At 42.5% G+C, this 22,502-nt stretch carries 18 protein-coding genes; 2 read left to right on the forward strand and 16 right to left on the reverse strand.

Annotated features, from left to right (window positions below):
- Positions 1-242: 242 nt before the first annotated feature.
- Positions 243-1,928, forward strand: coding sequence for a dihydroxy-acid dehydratase (ilvD, locus tag M3180_RS03415; protein WP_251665825.1), 1,686 nt, complete (start codon positions 243-245; stop codon positions 1,926-1,928).
- Positions 1,929-2,130: 202 nt separating this feature from the next.
- Here the strand turns inward: ilvD and M3180_RS03420 are convergent, their stop codons facing one another.
- Entirely contained in the window at positions 2,131-3,435 is a 1,305-nt protein-coding gene (locus tag M3180_RS03420) for a polysaccharide deacetylase family protein (RefSeq protein WP_251665826.1), read from the reverse strand.
- Positions 3,436-3,597: 162 nt separating this feature from the next.
- On the opposite strand from M3180_RS03420, the gene M3180_RS03425 reads away from it, so the two are divergent.
- Positions 3,598-4,713: an AI-2E family transporter gene (locus M3180_RS03425; protein WP_251665827.1), complete on the forward strand. Its 1,116-nt coding sequence runs from the start codon at positions 3,598-3,600 to the stop codon at positions 4,711-4,713.
- Between the two features lie 70 nt (positions 4,714-4,783).
- On the opposite strand, the gene M3180_RS03430 is transcribed toward M3180_RS03425, so the two are convergent.
- From M3180_RS03430 to M3180_RS03500, 15 genes are all read right to left on the reverse strand, one after another.
- A complete protein-coding gene (locus M3180_RS03430; protein ID WP_251665828.1) occupies positions 4,784-6,616 on the reverse strand; it encodes a peptidoglycan D,D-transpeptidase FtsI family protein in 1,833 nt (610 codons plus the stop codon).
- Between the two features lie 105 nt (positions 6,617-6,721).
- The gene (locus M3180_RS03435) at positions 6,722-8,914 is read right to left on the reverse strand and encodes a methyl-accepting chemotaxis protein (protein ID WP_251665829.1); all 2,193 of its coding nucleotides are present in this window, start codon (positions 8,912-8,914) and stop codon (positions 6,722-6,724) included.
- A 244-nt stretch (positions 8,915-9,158) separates the two neighbouring features.
- Entirely contained in the window at positions 9,159-11,258 is a 2,100-nt protein-coding gene (locus M3180_RS03440; RefSeq protein WP_251665830.1) for a methyl-accepting chemotaxis protein, read from the reverse strand.
- A 160-nt stretch (positions 11,259-11,418) separates the two neighbouring features.
- On the reverse strand, positions 11,419-12,675 hold the full coding sequence (locus tag M3180_RS03445; protein WP_251665831.1) for a peptidase U32 family protein: 1,257 nt from the start codon (positions 12,673-12,675) through the stop codon (positions 11,419-11,421).
- 26 nt (positions 12,676-12,701) lie between these two features.
- Positions 12,702-13,634, reverse strand: coding sequence for a peptidase U32 family protein (locus M3180_RS03450; protein ID WP_251665832.1), 933 nt, complete (start codon positions 13,632-13,634; stop codon positions 12,702-12,704).
- 31 nt (positions 13,635-13,665) lie between these two features.
- Positions 13,666-14,799: an endolytic transglycosylase MltG gene (gene mltG, locus M3180_RS03455; RefSeq protein WP_251665834.1), complete on the reverse strand. Its 1,134-nt coding sequence runs from the start codon at positions 14,797-14,799 to the stop codon at positions 13,666-13,668.
- 89 nt (positions 14,800-14,888) lie between these two features.
- Positions 14,889-15,203, reverse strand: a complete 315-nt coding sequence (locus M3180_RS03460; RefSeq protein ID WP_251665835.1) for a DUF1292 domain-containing protein — start codon at positions 15,201-15,203, stop codon at positions 14,889-14,891.
- A 3-nt stretch (positions 15,204-15,206) separates the two neighbouring features.
- Positions 15,207-15,497, reverse strand: a complete 291-nt coding sequence (locus tag M3180_RS03465) for a DUF1292 domain-containing protein (protein ID WP_251665836.1) — start codon at positions 15,495-15,497, stop codon at positions 15,207-15,209.
- A gap of 16 nt (positions 15,498-15,513) precedes the next feature.
- The gene (gene ruvX / locus M3180_RS03470; RefSeq protein ID WP_251665837.1) at positions 15,514-15,921 is read right to left on the reverse strand and encodes a Holliday junction resolvase RuvX; all 408 of its coding nucleotides are present in this window, start codon (positions 15,919-15,921) and stop codon (positions 15,514-15,516) included.
- Positions 15,922-15,939: 18 nt separating this feature from the next.
- Positions 15,940-16,200, reverse strand: a complete 261-nt coding sequence (locus tag M3180_RS03475; protein WP_251665838.1) for an IreB family regulatory phosphoprotein — start codon at positions 16,198-16,200, stop codon at positions 15,940-15,942.
- Between the two features lie 46 nt (positions 16,201-16,246).
- On the reverse strand, positions 16,247-18,880 hold the full coding sequence (alaS, locus tag M3180_RS03480) for an alanine--tRNA ligase (RefSeq protein WP_251665840.1): 2,634 nt from the start codon (positions 18,878-18,880) through the stop codon (positions 16,247-16,249).
- A 340-nt stretch (positions 18,881-19,220) separates the two neighbouring features.
- Positions 19,221-20,288 carry an AI-2E family transporter gene (locus M3180_RS03485; protein ID WP_251665842.1) on the reverse strand — a complete coding sequence of 356 codons (1,068 nt, stop codon included), beginning with the start codon at positions 20,286-20,288 and terminating at the stop codon, positions 19,221-19,223.
- 112 nt (positions 20,289-20,400) lie between these two features.
- Complete coding sequence (locus M3180_RS03490; RefSeq protein WP_251665843.1) at positions 20,401-20,604, reverse strand: YrzR-like zinc ribbon domain; 204 nt, start codon at positions 20,602-20,604, stop codon at positions 20,401-20,403.
- An 11-nt stretch (positions 20,605-20,615) separates the two neighbouring features.
- Entirely contained in the window at positions 20,616-21,152 is a 537-nt protein-coding gene (locus tag M3180_RS03495) for a PRC-barrel domain-containing protein (protein ID WP_251665845.1), read from the reverse strand.
- 173 nt (positions 21,153-21,325) lie between these two features.
- A complete protein-coding gene (locus M3180_RS03500; protein WP_251665847.1) occupies positions 21,326-22,477 on the reverse strand; it encodes a cysteine desulfurase family protein in 1,152 nt (383 codons plus the stop codon).
- Positions 22,478-22,502 lie beyond the last annotated feature (25 nt).

Consider the following 22,502-nt stretch of genomic DNA (forward strand, 5'->3'; position numbering starts at 1 on the left):
ACTTTTTACGTCGCTGAAGCTTATTCTATGATTAACTATTCATAGTATAGCAAAAAGTTCGACAGCCTGCTTTAATTCCTTACTTTATCCAGCATAACTTTCTAGCCATAACGTTTTCAGTATGCTAATATTATTTTTATAGACTTAATAGGATGTTCAAATAGAAATCGGTTTGAACTCGTAATTTAAGAGTGTAAACAATGAAAGTCATTATAGCGTAAAGGTATAAGGAGGAACTTCATATGGCAAGACAAAGAATGCGTTCTGATATGATCAAAAAGGGGTTTGACCGCGCGCCACATCGCAGCTTGCTTCGTGCTGCAGGCGTTCAGGAAGAAGACTTCGATAAGCCGTTTATTGCGGTATGTAACTCCTACATCGACATTGTTCCAGGTCATGTGCATTTACAGGAGTTCGGTAAAATTGTAAAGGAAGCCATCCGTGAAGCTGGCGGTGTTCCATTTGAATTCAATACGATCGGCGTAGACGATGGTATTGCCATGGGCCATATCGGTATGCGTTACTCCTTGGCAAGTCGTGAGATTATCGCAGATTCTGTAGAAACAGTAGTTAATGCTCACTGGTTCGACGGAATGATTTGCATACCGAACTGCGATAAAATTACACCTGGTATGATTCTAGGTGCATTGCGTGTTAACATTCCTACGATGCTCGTTAGTGGTGGACCGATGAAAGCGGGCAGAACTTCTGATGGCCGCGCAATCTCACTTTCCAGCGTTTTTGAAGGTGTCGGTGCTCACCAATCCGGAATTATCAATGACGATCAATTGCTAGAGCTAGAGCAATTTGGTTGCCCAACCTGCGGATCTTGTTCAGGTATGTTCACTGCGAACTCCATGAACTGTCTTGCAGAGGGCCTAGGACTTGCATTGCCGGGCAATGGTACGATTCTTGCTGTCTCTCCAGAGCGTAAAGAATTTGTTAAACAATCTGCACGTCAACTGATGGAACTTATTAAAATGGATCGCAAGCCTCGCGATATCGTAACAAAGGAAGCGATCGATAATGCTTTTGCGTTAGATATGGCAATGGGTGGTTCTACGAATACGGTTCTTCATACACTTGCTATTGCGCATGAAGCTGGTATCGAGTACTCCATCGAAAACATTAACGAGGTTGCTGAGCGTGTACCACATTTAGCGAAAATTGCTCCTGCTTCTGACTATCATATCGAAGATGTGCACAATGCTGGTGGCGTTAGTGCGATCATCAACGAGCTATTGAAAAAAGAAGGCGCATTTAACGGGGATTGCTTGTCCGTTTCTGGTACAACGATTCGTGAAAATGTTGAAGGCTGCGAGATTAAAGATACAGATGTCATTCATACAATCGATAACCCGCATACAGAGCGTGGTGGACTAGCTATTCTGTTCGGTAACATTGCTCCTAATGGCGCAGTTATTAAGACAGGTGCGGTAGATAAATCTGTTGGTGGCTATCACAAAGGTCCTGCTGTATGCTTTGACTCTCAAGATGACTGTCTTGCAGGTATTGCAAACGGAAAAATTAAAGAAGGCGACGTTGTCGTTATTCGTTATGAAGGTCCTCGTGGTGGTCCTGGTATGCCTGAGATGCTTGCTCCTACCTCCCAAATTGCGGGTATGGGACTTGGCGCTAAGGTTGCCTTAATTACAGATGGACGCTTCTCCGGTGCTTCTCGTGGTATCTCCATTGGCCACGTTTCACCTGAGGCAGCTGACGGTGGTCCAATCGCCTTCATCCAAGATGGTGACATCGTTGAGATCGATATGAACAATCGTACGATGAACCTACTGATTAGCGATGAGGAGCTTGAAGCTCGTAAAGCTGCATGGCCTGGCTTTGATCTTAAGATTAAACGCGGCTACTTGGCACGTTACGCTCATCTCGTAACAAGCGCTAACACAGGCGCTGTTATGAAAATGTAGCAGCATACAATAAATTTAAGGGGTTTGAAATGCAGCCGCATTTCGAACCCCTTTTTTTATAGGCTCTTTGAATGTAACGTGTCAATGCTAAAGTATAATACTACAGTAGATTTTATCTGAAAAATTAATAATAAGCGTATTCGATTTTAGTCGAATACGCTTATTATTTCTAATGTATGTGTTAACTCATGATAATTATCTATTAGTGCTGTGCGAAATTTTCATATAAATAGTTTGTCGACATTATGAGGATTTTAGGTTCTTCCACTGTCGCCTTTCTAGCGGCAGCATTGGATTGAACACTGTTTTGTTTCGGTGTTAATACCTTCATCAATACACTCAAATACATTTCCGTGCTTTTCTTGAACAAGCCCTCAGGCATACTATGAATGCTAAAACCAAGCTTGTCTGCCCCACGATTAATCATCGTTATTCCTTGAATGGCTTTAATATGCTTAGCTTGTTGCTCAGCAGCCAGCATCGTTGCAAGCTTAGGGAGTGCTCTTTCTACTTCACGAATCGTTTTAACAGCAACCACTAAAGGATTTTTTGATGTAAAAGCTATCTCAGATAATTTTCTATTATCAAAATGCAGCTCTGCAATGAGATCGCCATTCGATAGTACATCATCCTGATGCATGCTTATCTCCTCACCCTTGTAGGTAATTAGACGATAATGCAGCATGGAACCATCCTCTACCTTTACTGCCTTCAACTTCATCACCTTGTGAAACAATGTTTCCCAGCCAAGCCATAGCTTAATGAGCATTCGTTTACCAAGTGAACGTTTTTGCTTAAGCTTCCCTTCACTTAATACAATCAGCTCGTCAATCGTAACCATTTTCAACCCTTTTTCGGTCGCTGCCTTTAGGTAGGCCTCTAGCGCAATCAGCATATTACGAGGCGCATCCACATCAGCACCTAATGTTCTTCCGCAGTCATGAAGCAATAACACTTCTCCTGGCGCTACTTTTTTTAGCATACGTTTTTTTAATTTGTCAGCTGTAATCTTTTCTGACCAATCTCCAAACAATGAGGACCATAGCACAATATGAAGCTTCGATACATTTCGATAGTCAAATAGATTCATTATCCCCCATGGAGGACGGTAATAAATCGAACGCTCGCCTGTCACCTTTTCGATAATATCATTCGTTAATTCAATATGTTTTTTTACCGTTTTCGGCCGCATAAACCAATTCGTTTTATGCTCATAATTGTGTACACCAATCGTGTGGCCTTCTTCCTTCATACGTAACAACAGCTCAGGATACTGCTCGGCATGTACACCAACTACGAAAAAAGTACCCTTAGCATTGTATTTTTTCAACAGATTTAGTAGCTGCTCTGTATATATAGGGTCAGGCCCATCATCGAAGGTTAAGGCAAGTTCATTTCTTGCATCTCCCTTTTTGAATACGCGATAACCGAATACTCTGCTAAGCAATCCTGGAATAAATGCGTAGAAGGTCATAAAATAAAAGCCCCAAGTTAAGAGATTCTCCATGATTGTCTTCCTCACCCAAAAAATGATATAGTCAATATAGGCTTTATATCATTAAGAAATTATTAAAAGCACTAGCTAATATTGTATCATATTTTCTCATTTTCCTCACTAATATTTACTGTTGTAAACAATCTCAGATTTTGGTTGAAAGGATGAATGCTCTTGTTATCATTCTATAAAAAGTATTGGCGTACGATGTTCGATATCGGTCTGATTGTCGTTACAGTCATACTAGCAATGTGGCTGTTTAGCCTAATCTACAACATCGCTAAGCCGATATTCTTTTCCTTAGTTATTTTCGTATGTATTGAACCGTTAGCGAAGCGTCTACACAAGCTAGGCATGAAAAAAAGCATCGCTGCTGCGATCTCTGCTATTCTCTTTACGCTTATCATCCTTGGCTCTATTGGCGCAATCATCTTTATTGCTGCTATACAAGGGACAGAGCTTATCACTGATCTTCCTTATTATCAGAAGCTACTAACCGCGAATATCACGCAAGGAACGCTGTATGTCGAAGAACAGCTTTCACGTCTACCATTCGACATTAATATTGCCGATGAGCTCGCTGCGATATTGCAAAGCGCATCGGATAAAATTCAAACCTGGCTGATGGCTGCACTAACGGCTGTCATCAATTCGATTTCATCGTTTACTTCCTTTATATTTAATGCGGCTATCGGTCTTATATTAGCCTACTTCCTAAGTATTGAAATCGTAGATTGGAAAAGAATTGCCAATGAGAAAACACCGAATACGTTTAAGCAGGCATTTTTCTTTTTACGAGATAACGTGCTAAAAGGGATTTGGGTCTATATCAAGGCACAAAGTAAGCTCATTAGCATTACGTTTATCGTTATTCTAGCTTCACTCCTTCTATTAGGAGTGAAAAATGCTCTCATTATCTCTATCATTGCTGCTATCTTTGATGTACTGCCACTGCTTGGCGTAAGTACAATCTTCATACCGTGGATTACTTATCTTTTTATTGTTGGAGACGTCCAGCTAGGGATCTGGGTAACAGCGATTTGGCTTGTTGTGATTGTGGCAAGACAATTGCTTGAGCCTAAAATTACTGGTGATTCGCTTGGTGTTTCAGCATTTACAATGCTGGCATTTATGATTATTTCGCTTTCCTTGTTTGGTGTCGCAGGTATGATTATGTCGCCAATTTTACTTATTCTCGTGAAAGCATTATATGATCAAGGCTACTTCGAGCGTTGGATTCGTAAGCCGATCGGAGAATATGATAGTCTGGATAAGGTAGAAGAGCAATAAGTGCAGCATGTACTTAACAGAAGGAGTAAGCTATGGAGTAATACTCCAGCTTACTCCTTTTTTATCACAATTACTTCTTGCTATGCCCCTGCTCCTTTAATTCGTGCTCTGCAGCAAGCTCCATCACCTCTTGAAATAAGCTTGCCGCTTTGTTTTTGCTATCAGCTCTTGTCTTTCTCAATAGTACGGCTGCAGCATAACGAGGCTTGTCTGCAGGCGCATAACCAGTAAACCATTGATTATTGTAGCCATCAAGATTCCCGCTAAGTTGCGCTGTTCCCGTTTTTCCAGCTAAAGACCATGCTCCACCCTGCAAATAAGCAGCTGTTCCGCGCGCTGTAACTTGCTCCATATAATACCTTAAACGATGTGCTGTAGATGGATGGATACGATATTTATGTTCGTGTCCGATATGAACAGGAAGCTCGATGACTGGAATTCCATCTGCATAATTGATGCTTGATACAACTCTTGTCTCATACTGCAGTCCTCCGTTCAAGATCGTTACGATCATATTAGCAGCTTGCAGTGGTGTTAAGCGTACATCCCGCTGCCCAATGCCAGTCTGTGCCATAATTCCTCCATCTCTTGTCAAAACATCATGAACGGCAGTACCAGCCTCCTCCTCTTCAAGAAGACGCATTGGGCCAGGTAAAGGTGATATGCGCTGATCGTTATGCCAGCCTACAGGATGGATTACACCTAGTGCTGCAGCAGTATCATGAAGCTGCTGTGACGTTAATCGTTCAGCTAATGTTGCAAAAACGATATTGCAGGAATTGGCAAAAGCATCTGCTAATGTTTGCTTTCCATGGCCACCCTTTTTCCAGCAGGATAAGCCATATTTGCCATATTCACCACTACAATGAAATTGCTCATCCTCTGTTACTACACCATACTCCAATGCCGCTGCTGCAGTAACTATTTTATATATAGAGCCCGGCTCATAGGCAGTTAGCGCGTGGTTACGCCAGCTATTGTTATCGATATTTGCCCAAGACTCCGGCTGTAATCGTGGACGGGATACCATCGCTTTGATGTCACCGTTGCTTGCATCAAGCAGAACGACTGCTCCTTCTGCAACGTTTCGTTCATCCATTAGCTTCTCAATTGAGCTTTGTAGCTCTAAGTCTAATGTCGTTACGACATGTAAAGGGTAGTATGGATTGTTCGGTGCAATAAATCTAGCTCCAATACCAGCCATATATCTCGATTGACCGTCCAACGTGTATGATATGTAGGTTGGCCCTAAACCGTGCAATATTCGATCTAATGAATGCTCTAAGCCGCTTACTCCTACCTTAGAGTTACGATCCCAGTTTTTTAGTGTATCGATTTCTGAACGATAGCGCTGCTCTACCCACTCTGGATGCTCACCGATAAAACCAATCACATGTCTGTAGCTATCGTTGTGTCCATTTCTCGCTGTATAATCTACTACCTCAAACCCTTCCTGATCGAGCTGACTGAGCTGCCTAATTTGTTGTTCAGTCAATCGGACTGGTAAATGCTTATCATCGTAGATGAAATCAGCAAACTTTAGCTCCTTCACCCACGACATGAGCTCACTTGGTGCTCGGTCCAATATCGTGCCAAGCTTAGTCGCCTCAATTAAAGTCAATTCATCCCAGCGTTTTATCGGAAAGAATGCGATTGTCTTATACCGTTCCGTTTGCAGCGGCTGCTCATGCTGGTCTAGGAAAACAGCACGACCGTCATCGAGCTGAAGCTGCTTCGTTCGCTGCGTCACTGCAGTAGCCTTCCAATTGTGTTCTTTATATTTATTATTTACACTCGATCCATTGATCGCAGTTGGGATAATTTGAACAATCATTAATCGTGCTATATAGATGAACATCAAGCATGTAAAGCCTATACCAACGATAAGCGCTCTTTTATGCATAAATGTACTCCTCCTCGGCTGTACATTTAGTATTGCCTATTTATGACGTGCTAAAAACAAAAAATCAGGCTAATCCATAGGGATTAGCCTGAAAAAGAATGAACACTAGATCTTAAATTTTGATAGACTATCTTTTAAGCTATTTGATACTTGCTGCAGTTGATTGGATAGCTGCACAAGATTCTCACTAATGTTTAACTGCTCTGTGCTAAGTGATGCTACTTCTTCACTCGTAGCTGAAGATTGCTGTGCAACCGCGCTAACATTGTTCATAGAATCGCTAAGTACATGCTGAGATTGATTCAGATCATCAATCGATTCCTTTACTAGATTCATGCTATCCTTAAATCCGTCCATCTGAGCTTGTACAGATAAAAACAGCTGGTTCGCTTCCTTAACAGAGTTAATTTGATCCTGGAATAACGGATAGGCTTTATCTAGCTCGGCTACCGTTTCTTCAATCTCGGTCGTAATTTTTGTCGTAATGTCAGCAACAACCTCAATCGATTGACGGGATTGATCGGCAAGCTGTCTAATCTCATCCGCAACTACCATGAAGCCTTTACCCGCTGCTCCTGCTCGTGCAGCTTCAATCGTAGCATTTAGAGAAAGAATGTTCGTTTGCTTCGTTACTGCATTTAGAACATCTAAGATTTTGACAATCGATGTTGTGCTTTCCTTCAATTTATTAACCTTATCTACCATTGCACGTGTCATCTGTTCTGTCGTGCCGGTTTTATCGATTAATTCTGCCATATAGCTTGTTCCTTGCTGACTGGCACGTTCAACCTCTTGGGCAGACTGTGACATATTATTAGCATACTGATTCATTTGATCCATCTGCTCGTTAATCCGGCTCGTTAAATCAGTTCCTTTTTCTGCTTCCACCGCAAGACTTGATGCACCACCTGCGATTTCATCCGTTGCCACAGCAATCTCTCTAGATGCAATGGCTGTCTTATTGGACGTTTCGCTAAGCTCAGAGGCAGTTTTAAGAACCTCAGCCGCGGAGCTAGTCGTCTGCGTAGCTAATAGCGAGATCTGCTCCATCATCATATCAAAGCTTTTCGATAACGTACCGATTTCATCCTTACGTTCCTTTATCGATGCACGAACGGTCAAATCACCACCAGCGCCTTTTTCCATCTGACCGCTAAGCTTCGCAAGCGGAGCGCCAATATTGCGCATAATGAAGATTCCGACTGCAATCGCAATAAAGGCAGCAATAATACAAATGATAACGGTAATATTACCTATCGGTGCAGCCTGTGCTGCAAAAACCTCTACTGGGATGGCAGCAATAACACGCCACTGATCATAGTTATTCAAAGTCTGGAAAACGGCTAGGTAGCTTTTTTCGTCTGCACCTTTAACTGTTCGACTATCCGCAGTAAGCTCAGTCGTTGATTCTGAAATAACAATTTTAGGCTCTGTACCGTAAGCCTCTTCATTCTGACTAAAAACAAACTGATGTTGGTTATTCAGAATAACCACTTCACTATTTTTTCCTAAATCAACATCGTTTGCTGCTGAGAATAGGTTTTGAGCATCGAACTCTAACACGAGCATATAGGATTGATCAGGATTGCCTAAATCTCGAACGAGACGTGAAAGCGCAACTGATCGATATGGAGTAGGGTCTATTATTCCTTCAGCTTGAGGCTCAACCCACACAGCTGCCCCTGCTTCCTCAACTGCAGTTTGGAACCAATCAGTACTGCGATACTGTTCACCCTTTTTGCGTTGGACTGCTAAATTTGTCGCTGTACCATTGATATATGGCTCAATCTTTTCCGACATAGGTACAATTGCTATGTTACGAATCGTCGTATTCGTCACCATATAGTTTGATAGTTTTTCCGTTAAGTTACGGTTTGCTTCTAACTGCTCATATGTATTGTCTGTCGTAAGCAACGTTTTCATTGCGGTTATAATGGTATTATCAAACATAATTTGGAATGATACATCTATATAGCTTTTCAGAACTGTATCAATGCTATTACCAACCTGATTAATCGTCTGAACGTTGGCTGCTGATACGTTGCTTTCTAGTAAGCTCTTTGCTTTTTGGAACGAGATCGTACCAACTGCTGAAACACAGAGTACGATACTAACAAACATAATAATAAGCAGCTTAACGCCTATACTATGCGTTATCTTATTGCGATTTCCACTCTTCATCGTATTAATTTGTGATCTAAATGTTTTGCCTAATAGCTCGAAACTTTTTTTCATTTCGGCTTTAGCATCCTTGTTCTGTTGATTCGATGAAGAATTTTTTTGTCTGACTTTCTTCATGCTGTCTAGCACCACCTTAAATTATTGTACTGCTTTAGAACTAAATATTAAATCTCTCTAATCATACCATCATTACCCACCAAAATTCTACATATTTCGAAATTAAAATGTTTTATTTTATCGGAATATACCACAAACAGGAAGCATTTAGCTCTAATATATTAGTTCTATTAACCTACGTAAAGAAGCAGGCAATAGGGACTTCCTATCCCTATTGCCTGCTTCTACTCACTACAATTAATATCTAAACTTTGAACTGAGACAATGTTTCTTTCAGTGCATTAGACACTTCGCTTAGCTCAGTAGACAATATAACTAAATTATCACTAACACTTAGCTGCTCGGAGCTTAAGCTTGCAACCTCCTCGGAAGTAGCTGATGACTGCTGTGCAACTGCGCTAACATTGCTCATTGCTTCATTAAGGACATGCTGAGAAGCTTCTAGCTTTTGTACAGAGCGAGTAACCTCTTCAAGCTTCGTAATCAATCCACTCATTTGCCCTTGTACATTTTCAAAAATCACGTTTGCTTCCTTTACAGAATGTATTTGCTCTTGGAACATCGGATGTGCTTTTGATAGCACATCGACTGTTTCAACGATTTCATTTTGGATACGGTCTGTAATTTGTGCAACAACATCTATGGATTGCGTGGATTGGTCAGCAAGATTTCTAATCTCATTCGCAACAACCATAAAGCCTTTTCCTGCGTTGCCGGCTCTTGAAGCCTCGATTGTCGCATTTAGAGATAAGATATTCGTCTGCTTCGTTACAGCGTTAAGTACATCTAAAATTTGAACAATGGAACGGGTACTGTCCTTCAATGAGTCTACCTTCGTTACCATTTCTCTCGTCATAACTTCTGTCATTCCAGTTTTTTCAATGAGCTCAGCCATATAAGCCGTTCCTTTACCACTCGCTTGTTCAACGTCATAAGCAGATTGGACCATCTGCTCATTCGCATGTATGACTTGCTGCATTTGCTCATTAATCATATATGTAATGTCATTGCCACGCTCAGCTTCCACTGCAAGGCTCGTACTGCCATTTGCAATTTCTTCTGTTGCGACAGCTATTTCCTTTGCTGAGATTGCTGTTTTAGTCGATGCATCGGTTAACGTCGATGCCGTCATTAGAACGGCGTCAGCAGAATTTTTAGTTTGCTCTGCCAAGTACGTAATTTGCTCCATCATTTGGTCAAAGCTGCTGCTAAGCTGCCCAATCTCATCCTTACGCTTTTTAATCGTCGAACGAACCGTTAGATCTCCTTTTGCACCCTCCTGCATTAAATTACGGAGGTTAATGAGCGGACGACCAATCGTTATAATGACAATTGCTGCTATCCCAACCGCAATTAATGCTGCAATAATCGCTAGATTAATCGTGAGGTTTCTGATCACCTCGGCATCCTTAACCAGCTCTTCTACCGGAATATTCCCGACTAGGTACCATCCCGTGTATTCCAGTACATTGTGCATTAACAGCACATCGCCGATGCCCTCTAAAGTTGTGCTAACACTATTATGTTCAGATCCATCTAGCTTGAATACTGATTCTGTTGTTACTTTAGAAGCATCAGCATGCACCATATAATGGTTATTAGCATTGACAATAGATAGCTCGCTACCTTCACCAAGTGAAATTCTATCAAGCTCATTTAATATTCCTTTAGTCGAAATATCAAGCACCAGCACATAAACGGCTTGACTGCTCGTTGTATTTTTCAATAGACGAGCTACGCCAAAGCTAGCGCTAGAAGTATTGTTAGCGATAAGTCCACCTGCTCTTGCATCTATCCATACTGTTCGGCCATTTAGCTCTTTAACCTCTTCCAGCCATGGCTCCTCCTTCAGTTGTTCAACTTTACTATGCTGAGCACTACCTGCAGTAATGATATTCGCGCTTGAGTCAACGGGAATAAGAGCCATACCATTAATATTATCATTACCAAAGATCATGCTTTGCAGCTTACTGGAAATATCCTTTGTCGCTTCGAATTTTTCATATTCTCCTAATTGCTTATCCGTCACCGTGCCTACAAGCTCATGAAAAGCAGGATCGACCATGACCTGCAAAGTAAGGTCGTCGTATTTCTTTAATGTATTGTTTAAATTCACAGCAAGCTGACTAATCGTCTGCTGTCCTGATTCAGATACTTTATTCTCTATAATACTTTTTGATTGGTTATAAGCCATAATGCCCATCGTTAATACACAGGCCAATATACCACCGAAGATATAGAAGAACAGCTTTGTACCCACAGATTGAAACGGATTCATATTAATTGGAGCTTTTTTCTTCACTTTCTTTTGTTTTTTCGAAGCGTCATCCTTTTTTACTTTCACCTATAGCACCGCCCTTTGATTTGAGTTAAACGCTTTCATTTTTGGTTTATGTACAGCAGTCCTGTCTAGCTCTATTATTTGTTAAGCGGCGAAAATTGTCAATGTCTGCAGTAAAAAAGACCCATGCAAAATTAAATTTCACATGGGTCCAGCGTAATTGTTATTTAATTTTTTTGCGCATAATATCCATTGGTTGAACTGGCTTCAATGTACGAATACGCAGCTTTTGCAATGGATGACGTGCGACATCCAGCTTGTTACCTTCTAAATCCGTTAACTCAGAAACGGTTTGCTTAAAGAATCTTCCACCCGGCCCGACAAATTCGATTTCCTGGCCAACCGTAAAGTGACTACGTTGCTCAATCGTAGCAAACTGTGTCGATTCATCGTAGTCGTGAACAACTGCAGCGAAATCATAAGGTGCCGGTTTCTCTTCCGCTGTATAGATATGATCCTCTGTTCCAGGAACATCAAGGAAAAATCCTGTATTAAGCGGGCGATTAGCTGCCTTATTAATTTCATCAAGCCACTCCTGCTTCAGCTCGTAATGCTCGGGATCATCGAAATAAGCATCAATAGCTTGACGGTACGCATTCACGACCGATGCAACATAATGAATGCTCTTCATTCGACCCTCGATCTTAAAGCTGTCGATCCCCACCTCAATGAGATCAGGAATATGCTCAATCATGCACAAATCCTTGGAGCCCATTGTAAATGGGTCTTCACCCTCTTCATTAACTGGCGCACCCTCGAGAAACAGGTCATATTTCCAGCGACAGGATTGGCAGCAGCCACCACGATTGGAATCTCGATCTGTAAAGTGATTGGATAACACACAACGGCCAGAGAATGACGAGCACATTGCTCCATGAATAAATGCTTCGATCTCAATATCAACATGATTTTTAATCTCTTGAATTTCTTCAAAGCTTGTCTCACGTGCCAGCACCACGCGTGGCAGGCCTTCTTCCTTCCAGAATTGGACCGTCTTCCAGTTAAGCACCGATTGCTGTGTGCTGAGATGAACCTCCATGTTAGGAGCAACTCGCTGAGCTGTTTCAATAATGATGGGATCAGCCGCAATGATTGCTGCAATCCCTGCCTCTTGTAGGTTTTTCAAATATTGCTCAATGCCTTCTAAATCCTCATTATGGGCATAAATATTCGTTGCTACGAAGACTTTAGCGCCGTATTTCTTAGCAAACTCAACGCCTTCCCTCATCTCTTCGAAGCTAAAGTTATCCGCATTTGAGCGCAATCCGTATTGCTGCCCACCGATATAAACGGCATCCGCACCATAATGCACAGCAAATTTTAGTTTTTCAAGATTGCCGGCAGGGGCAAGCAGCTCTGGGCGAGCTAAACGATTGCGTTTACCGTTAAAGCGAGGAACTCTTTTCGTTGTCGTACTCATGTCTAACCTCCTACTGCACTTACAAATTAATATACTTGTTCCTTGAAGAAGAAGCCAAAGCTTAATTCACGTCCTGGATCCTGCAGCTCTCGAATAGGCTCCAGCTGGGATTCATCAAATTCATAGTTATCTGGATCTGCCAAGTACGCATCAATTACCGCTCGATATGCCTTTACGGCCGTTACATTATATTCTACTGACTTGAGTATTCCTTCAACTTTGAAGCTATCAACTCTAGCATCTAGCAGCTCATGCATATTTTCTAACATACAAATATCGTCAGAGCTCATAATATGAGTGCCGTATTCATCCTCAAATATTGGAAACCGCTCGTCTGGACGGTCATTTTCCATTAAATAAAGTCCTGCTGCTTGCTGTAGCTGCGCATAGCGATCACGTTGCTGATGGTGCTCAGCATAGCTTTGTACCAATGAACGCTTCGAATGATAGATCGCTGTCATGCCATGCACCTGCACTTGAATTTCAATTGCACTTTTTTGTTTTGTATCTACAATTTGCTCCATATTCAGCTCACGCGCCATAACGAACCGTGTAGCTCCGCGTCTAGCCCAATATTCTGCAGTGGCATAGTTTGTTGACGTCATCTCAGCATTCCAATGCAGCTTCATGCCCGGCGCATGCTCCTTTACGGCCATGAGGACGGCTGGATCTCCATAGACAATTGCATCTACCCCGAACGATTGTATCGATTGGATATATTGTGGAAGCTCATCAACCGTTGCGTTATCGATCAAATTGTTCATCGATACATACAGCTTAGCTTTCTTACTGTGCGCCAGCTCAGTCGCTTGTTTAATCATATCGAGATCAAATTGACCAGCTAGCCTGCTAGCAAATTTTGCTTCACCGACAACAATCGCTGTTACGCCTGCATCAATCAGCTTCTCCAGTTCATCCATGTGAGCAGCTGTTGCTAGTAATTCTGGATTATATGACATAAACACTCACCTCATCTAAGCAAGCGCCCCATTATTGGGTCGCTTGCTTACTTTTTTCTATATTCCGTTCATGCTGACTAAAGGTTTCAGCAAATAAATGTGTTTGAGTACCATCCTTCTTCGTAACATAATAGAAATAATTATGCTCATCAGGGTACAACGCTGCCTTGATAGATTCCAAGCTTGGATTAGCAATTGGTCCTGGCGGCAGTCCATCGATTTGATATGTGTTATACGGACTGTCAAGCTCCGTGTCCTCATAGGATAATACATCCTTTTGTTTCCCTAGTGCGTATTGTATCGTTGCATCGATTTGCAGTCTCATTGGTTTAGCTAAGCGATTGTAGATAACACCTGCTACAATTGGACGCTCCTCATCAACGACAACCTCACGCTCAATCAAGGAGGCAATCGTTAACAGCTCATGCATCGTTAAGCCGAGCACATCTAGCTGATCTACCCAGTCCTCAGGCAGTGTCGCTAGCTTACGATCCTGCTCTCTCAGCAATCTTATAATCATTTCTTCTTCGGATATCCCCTTCACAAATTCATAGGTGTCAGGGAACAAATAACCTTCTAAGCGATATTTTACGTTTTCAAGCTCATTCGGCAGCAGTAATACCGTTTCGGCGCCTGACCATGAGCGATCCTCGTTGGCCAGCGCTATAAACTTTTCGCGATCTCCAAGCCCTTCCGCAGAGAGCTTGTCAGCAATTTGTTCAACAGAATAGCCTTCTGGAATCGTAAACGTAACCGTTTCCTCGGCAATAACGTCACCAGCATTAAGCTTAGCAATTACTTCTGCCTTGTCCATACCAGGGTTCAGCTTATACTTGCCCGCTTGAAAATTAGCTCCTTCGTCCTTTAAGACAAGATAATATCCAAATATAAAGCTATTTTTTATAATACCGTTCTCTTCAAGCAGCTTAGATACAGAATTCGCAGACATCCCCTTCGTAATCGTTACTTCAATAGGAGCACCTGCTTTTGTAGGACTCAGCTGATTCCATACATAATACAAGCCGCTAACAGCAACGATGACCATTAGAAATAGCAAGGAGAAGCAAACCCAGAACGAAACTAACCAAATTCGTGGTTTTTTTCGCTTTGCTTTTTTTGCTTTTACTGGCTTAGATTCTAACATTTCATCATCTATATGATTCAAAAGCTTTGCACCTCTCTTATTAGCTATCGTGCTTTAACATCATCAAAAAGAGCGGTGTTATGCCGCTCTTTTTGATGAACGCTTTTCAATTAAGGTCTTTCCTCGTCGGTGAACATTAAATCGTCGTATGCCTCAGACACTGCTTCCCATTCATCCTCATCAGCGATGCTTTCAAGCTGTATATCGTCACCTTCAACGATCACTCTCATAAATTCAACCTCGTCCTCAGCAATCATTGCAGCTGATTGCAGAGCAACATAGGCAATATCGCCCCAGGTGAATTCCAGCTTGATCGTAAATGCTTCAGCAGCACCTTCGTCATTAAAGAGCTCTACCTCGCGTCCATAATGCTCATTTAAGCTTGATGAGAGCTTAGGAGATGATGTTGGATATTGAAAAGACATCCTTTACTCCTCCAGCTCACTTAGCAATGTGTTGAACGTTTCTTCAACGATGGCCCATTCATCTTCATCATCAATGGTGAATAGCTGAAGATCATCTCCGTCTTCTGTATAACGGAATGCATATACTTCGTCCTCTTCTTCGTTCTCAGAAATTAAAGGAACGACCATCATATATTTAGCGTCAGAATCATCTACCTCAAACTTCATAATGACTTCGAATTCTTCTTCATTGCCATCCTCATCTGGGATGTAGATAATTTCTGGTTCTTCATAGTTATGTTCATTGTTTGCCATGTTAACACTCACCTTTTCATTTAGAATCAAGATAGTTTTGCAAAATTAGCGTTGCCGCCATTTTGTCAACGACTTGCTTGCGTTTTTTCAGACCAATTTCGGCTTCCGCCAATGTTCGCTCTGCTGCAACTGTGGTTAATCTCTCATCCCAAAGGTGAACCGGCATGCCAAGCTTTTGCCTTACTTGCTCGGCAAAATCCTGGCATATCTCACCGCGAGGACCGATCGTACCGTTCATGTTCTTGGGCAGCCCAACCACGACCTCAGAAACATCATGCTCCTGTGCAAGTTCAGCGATCCTGTCGAGTTCACCACCGTCGCGTCTTTTCTCCACGACGGTTAGCCCCTGTGCCGTCCATCGTAGCTCATCACTAATGGCTACGCCAATGCGACGGTCACCATAATCCAACCCCATGACTCTCATCGTATACGGCCCCTTAAGCTATTGTTTCTTGTGCAAGAGATAGAAACGAACAAGCTCTTCAATTAGCTCATCGCGTTCCTTCTTGCCGATCATGCTTCTCGCATTATTGTGTCGTGGGATATATGCGGGGTCTCCTGACAACAGATAGCCGACGATCTGGTTAATCGGATTATAGTCTTTCTCAAGTAAGGCATCGTATACCTTAAGCAGAACATCTTCTGAAGATTGCTCTCCTTCACTCTTCACACTAAACTTCATCGTCTGATCCATTGAACTCATCAGCAACACCCCCTCTAACATAACCACGGTAAATGGCATATCTCTACTATATCACATTTGCTTGCTGCACAACTACTTGTTGTGTAAGTTTCAATGCATCTTCAAGTTTTTCGATATCCTTACCGCCTGCTTGTGCCATGTCTGGACGACCGCCACCATTACCACCACAATGCTGAGCTGCTTCTTTAATAATTTTGCCAGCATGGAAACCTTTCTTAACGAGATCAGCTGAAACAGCTGCTGCCAAATTCACTTTGTCATCTGCTGCTGCACCTAGTACGATTACGCTTGAAGGCAGCTTTGTTTTCAGCTCATCTACAATATTACGCAGAGCTTCCATATTGGATGCATTTACTTTTGCACATAATACAGAAATTTCTCCTACTTTTACAACGCCGTCTAGTAACGAGCCCGCTTCAATGTGACTTAGCTTGCTCTGCAGCGATTCATTTTCACGCTGTAGGTCCTTCACCTGACCATGAAGTCCATCGATGCGCTTAGGTACATCAGCTACATTGCTTTTTAGCTGCGCAGCCGCTTGCTTAAGCAAATCAAGCTGAGCTTCATAATATAGATACGCCTGCTTGCCCGTTACTGCTTCGATACGGCGCACACCTGATCCGATGCCGCTCTCGCCAAGCAGCTTAAAGATACCAATCTCAGATGTATTATTCACATGGCAGCCGCCGCATAGCTCGATCGAATACTTGCCAACCTGTACGACACGAACAACATCGCCGTACTTCTCACCGAATAACGCCATAGCGCCAAGAGCTTTAGCCTCATCAATCGGCATTTGCTCGATAACAACCGGTGTACCAAGCCAGATTTGCTCATTCACTTTACGTTCAATCTGCGCAAGCTCCTCTACCGTAATGGAACCAAAATGTGAGAAGTCAAAACGCAGACGCTCTCCTTCTACTAGAGAACCTGCTTGGTTGACATGATCGCCAAGCACTTCCTTCAAAGCCTTATGTAGAAGATGGGTTGCCGTATGATTTTTTACGATATCCTCACGAATAGCTTTATCTACCTTTGCAGTGACAGCTGCATTCACTTTAGCTACACCTTCAACAACAGTTGCTTGATGCAGATTTTGTCCATGCGGGGCCTTCGTTACTGTCTCTACCTCGATTACAAAACCATCGCCAGTAATTGTACCGCGGTCACCGATCTGGCCACCACTTTCTGCATAGAATGGTGTTGTGTCAAGGATAAGATGAACAGAATTACCCGCTGGCACTTCATCAACAAGCTGGTCATCAAACATAAGCGCAGTAATGACAGCTTTGCTCTCTAGCTCAGTATAGCCAACAAATTGACTGTTAACCGTTAGATCAGCAAGAGGTCCACCTTGAATCTTCATCGAGCCTGTATCTTGTCGAGCAGCACGAGCACGTGCGCGCTGAGCATCCATCGCAGCATTAAAGCCGTCTAGATCAACCGTCATGCCATGCTCCATCGCAAAGTCCTCTGTCAGATCGAACGGGAAGCCATACGTATCATACAGCTTAAAAGCATCCTCGCCGCCGATAACCGTTACGTTGCTTGCTTTTGCCTCATTAACAAGGTTAGAGAGCAACACTAAGCCGTCAGATAATGTTTCGTGGAAGCGTTCCTCTTCCGTACGAATCACTTTTTCTATAAATTCACGTTTCTCGACTACTGCTGGATAGTATTCACCCATAATTTGACCAACCACTTCTGTTAGACCGAATAAGAATGGCTTGTCTATCCCTAGTTTTTTTCCGTAGCGAACTGCGCGGCGCAGCAAGCGGCGAATGATGTAGCCTCGGCCTTCATTAGATGGCATAACTCCGTCACCAACGGCAAAAGCGACGGTACGAATATGATCCGCGATAACCTTTAATGCTACGTCTTGATCCTCGTTTTGCTTATAGGTTACACCTGCAAGCTCGCTTGTACGACGGATAATCGGCATAAATAAGTCGGTATCAAAGTTTGAATCAACATCCTGCAGAATCGATGCGATACGCTCCAGCCCCGCTCCTGTATCAATGTTTTTATTCGGAAGCGGTGTGTAGCTACCATCTTTATTATGATTAAATTGTGAGAATACGAGGTTCCAAACCTCTAGGAAGCGCTCATTCTCACCACCTGGCCAGCATTCCGGATCATTTAAGTCACCGTAACGATCACCGCGATCATAGAAAATTTCCGTACAAGGACCACACGGGCCTTCGCCAATGTCCCAGAAATTTTCCTCAAGCTTGTAAATTCGCTCAGCTGGCAAGCCAATTTTTTCATTCCAAAACTTAAATGCTTCTTCGTCCTCTGGATAAACGGTAACAGATAGACGCTCTGGATCAAAGCCAATCCATTTTTTATCGGTAAGGAACTCCCATGCCCACGTGATCGCTTCTTCCTTGAAGTAATCTCCAATAGAGAAGTTACCTAACATTTCGAAAAACGTATGGTGACGACGAGTTTTACCTACATTCTCAATATCATTGGTACGAATGCATTTTTGAGAGTTTGTAATCCGTGGATTCTCAGGCTTTACGCGGCCATCGAAATACGGCTTAAGCGGTGCCATACCCGCATTAATCCAAAGTAAGGATGGGTCGTTGTGCGGCACGAGTGATGCACTTGGCTCAATCGCATGTCCCTTGCTTTCAAAAAACGCTAACCATTTAGAGCGTATTTCACTTGCTTTCATTGCAAATTCCTCCTGATCCATAGCAATATTTGCTCATAATAATAAAAAAAGTCCCTGTTCAAGACAGGGACGAATCATCGTTCGCGGTACCACCCTGGTTATTGCTTCATACATCAAGCAATCGCCTCAAGGACGATAACGGGTCCAACCGATGAGCTTGACTCACACTCAGAAACAGCTTTCCATCATTCTTCATTAGTAGCGCTCTCTCAACCATTCCCTATAGGAATGAAGCACCTTCTCTGGCTAATGGGCTATGATGTACTTATTTTCATCAACGATTTTCATATACATCTTTTCAAATTATAGCTACAGCGAAAGATGCTGTCAAATGCTGCCGTTAAATTATTTTTCGACGTACATAATAGGCGAACATATGCTGAATAATGACCTTGCCGGAAGCGAAGATTGGCACGGCAAGAATCATTCCCCCTACACCGGCCACTTGGCCCCCAACTAGCACAGCTAATATTATAACCAGCGGGTGGAGGTGCAGCGTTCGACCAACAACCTGAGGGGATATAATATTGCTCTCTAGAATTTGACAGACCGTATTGACGATCACGACAAGCAGCATCATTTTTAATGAAATGGTAGATGCCATAAGCAGGGCAGGTGCTGCTCCGATGAACGGACCAAGATACGGAATGACATTCGTAATCGCCACTATGCTTGCCAGCAGCAATGCATAGGGCATCCCAACAAGGAGATAGCCGATATATGCGAAGGTTCCAATTATTAAGCAAACAAGCAGCTGTCCTCGAATATAGCTGCCAAGTGCAGTATCGACATCCTTTAACAATCGAATCGTATTTTTTCGATGTGATTTTGGTACGTATTTAATAATCGCTCGTTCGAACACTTCAAAGTCCTTCAATATATAAAACGCAAGAAACGGTACAACAAAAGCGACAAACAAAGCATTGACCATTCCACCAATATTGTCCACGAAGGTAAGCAACGTCTCTGATATTTTCCGTTCAAATTGTACGAGTGTTTTATTCAGTCCCTCACGGAAGCTTTCAGGTAGTGAGCTGTTGTTAATATCGACAACTAAGTTTTGTGCTCGCATGGATAGCTCCGGAAGATGCTTGTTCAGCTCCTGCATCTGATCGATAAACATCGGTATAATATTTACTAAAATAACCGTTAAGATCGTGCAAAAAACAGCATAAATGAGTAGAACAGCCATCGTCCTTGGAACCTTTCGATCGTGCAGCATACTGACAACAGGATTCAATATATAAGAAATAATCATCGCTACAATAAATGGACCTAAGACCGCCTTTAGAAACGAAAAGATGGACAAAATGATCGGTTTAAGCAATAGGAGAAAGTAGATAACAAACAATAATAAAATCGTATAGATTAAGACAACAAAAAGTCTATTCTTTGTAAACCTCTCCACATATTCACCACCTTCATTCTAGCTATTCTTTGCCATTATATGTACAAGTATTCCTATTCAGCACAAAAAACGGCAACCCTCACGCGGATTGCCGTTTTCTATATCGATAAATTTAACTGTTTAATTGTATGTCTACAGCTGCTGGCTGCTCCTCGAAAAATAAATCGTCGAGTGAGCTAAGCGTTCCATCCTCTTCTACCTGATAGACTGACATTTTATCGCCGTTAACTGTCAGTTCTATAAAGCAGCTCCAGCAATAAAATTGATGGGAACCAATTTTCCCGATATCTTTGGAATTACAGTTCGGACATCTCATACACATTCTCCTTACCCTCTAAAATTGGAAGCTGCGACTGGCTCCAATTCCGATTCACTAACAGCAGGAACGATGATTGCATTTTGTCCAAGTAATATATCATTCATATTTCTTGGAGCCTTTAGCCATTTACGACCTTCTATTAGATCTGAAACAAAACCATCGGTAAGCTCATAACCTACTATCTGTGTATCCTGTAATGGTTGAAAATATACATCTGACACACGCCCAAGCTGCGAACCTGTCACCGTAATGATAGGCATGTCCTTCAAATGAATGACGCCCGTACAAAAGCCACGTTGAAGCAGCTGTCTTTTTCCTGTAATGATTTGTGTCTCATCTTTAATAAAGACAGCATCCTCACCACAAGAACATACGCTGTTCCACGGTACAGTTCGCACCTTCATAGCAAACCATTTTGCATATTCAAGTACCAGCCCCTGCATGCGCCAATGCTCATCAAACCATGCGTCCTGAACGATTCCAATTTGCTTCCCATTATTCATCGCAATGACGGGTAAACCAATTAGCTGCTGTAATGAAATCAATATGTGCTACCTCCAACCTAAACTTGCTGCAGAAGTAAGAAATTTCTTGTTCGCACACCTCTATAAGTTGTCCACTTTAAGGCAAGTTTAAACGTAGCATATCCAATTATTGAAATGTTACTAATGTAACACGCTTTAATCCATTCATCTTTTCAATGTAGCCGCAACCTCAATTATGTAGATAAACGTTTTACGATGCCTGCAACGATCGGAGCAGCTTCCTGCAGCTGTTCAATCGTATTCCCCATCCCAAAACTAAAGCGTATCGCACTATTCAGTCGTTCATCACTTAAGCCCATCGCTTTCAGCACATGAGATCGTTCCAATGAACCAGACGTACAAGCAGAGCCGCTTGCAGCAGCAATTCCTGCCATATCTAAATTCATAAGCATGCTCTCCGTGTCTACGCCAATAAAGCTTATGTTAACAATGTTTGGCAGCGTATTTGTCGCATGTCCATTTATTATGAACGGGTGCTGGTCCAACTCCTGTTGTAACAGCTCTACCCATTTATTACGCAATTGAGCGACAAAAGGTTGCCAATTATTACGCTCGTTCACACAAATGTCAAGAGCTTTTGCAAAACCGACAATCGCTGCAACATTTTCAGTGCCTGCTCGACGTTTTCTTTCTTGGGAGCCGCCTTGAACAATGGCACTAATTGGTGTGCCTGTTGCAATGTATAATGCACCAATACCTTGAGGACCATTAATTTTATGGGAGGAGAAGCTCACGAGATCCACTGGCAGCTCATTGAGGTTCAGCGGAAGATGCCCGAGGGATTGTACAGCGTCAACGTGAAGCAGCGCGCCTGCCTCATGTGCAAGCTTACCAATCTGCTCAATCGGTTGAATCGTTCCAACCTCATTATTCGCGTGCATAATACTAATTACCCCAATGCTTTCATCTAATACATCAGCTAGCTGATCAAGCTTAACCATTCCCGTGTTATCAACTGGAACAATATGAAGCTCAAAGCCTTCGTGCTCTGCCAGCCACTGCATCGTATGCAATACAGCATGATGCTCAATAGATGAAGTAATTAGTCCTTTTCTACCCTTCGCCGCCTGTGCACGTGCAGCGCCTATTATGGCTAGGTTATCACTTTCTGTTCCGCCCGATGTAAAGGTAAGCTCACTAGGCTTGCACCCTAAATGACGTGCAAGCGTGTCGCGTGATCTGTTCAAATGTGCTTTTGCAGCACGGCCGTAATGATGCATGCTTGATGCATTTGCAGGCCCTTGCTGCATAACCGCGATCATCTCATGTGCAACTTCCGGATGAATCGGTGTAGTTGCTGCATGATCAAAATAAAAAGACTTCATAGCATTCGTTCACTCCACTGCTCGT

This window comes from Paenibacillus camelliae (assembly GCF_023715345.1).
In the GTDB taxonomy this organism is placed as follows: Bacteria; Bacillota; Bacilli; order Paenibacillales; family Paenibacillaceae; genus Pristimantibacillus; species Pristimantibacillus camelliae.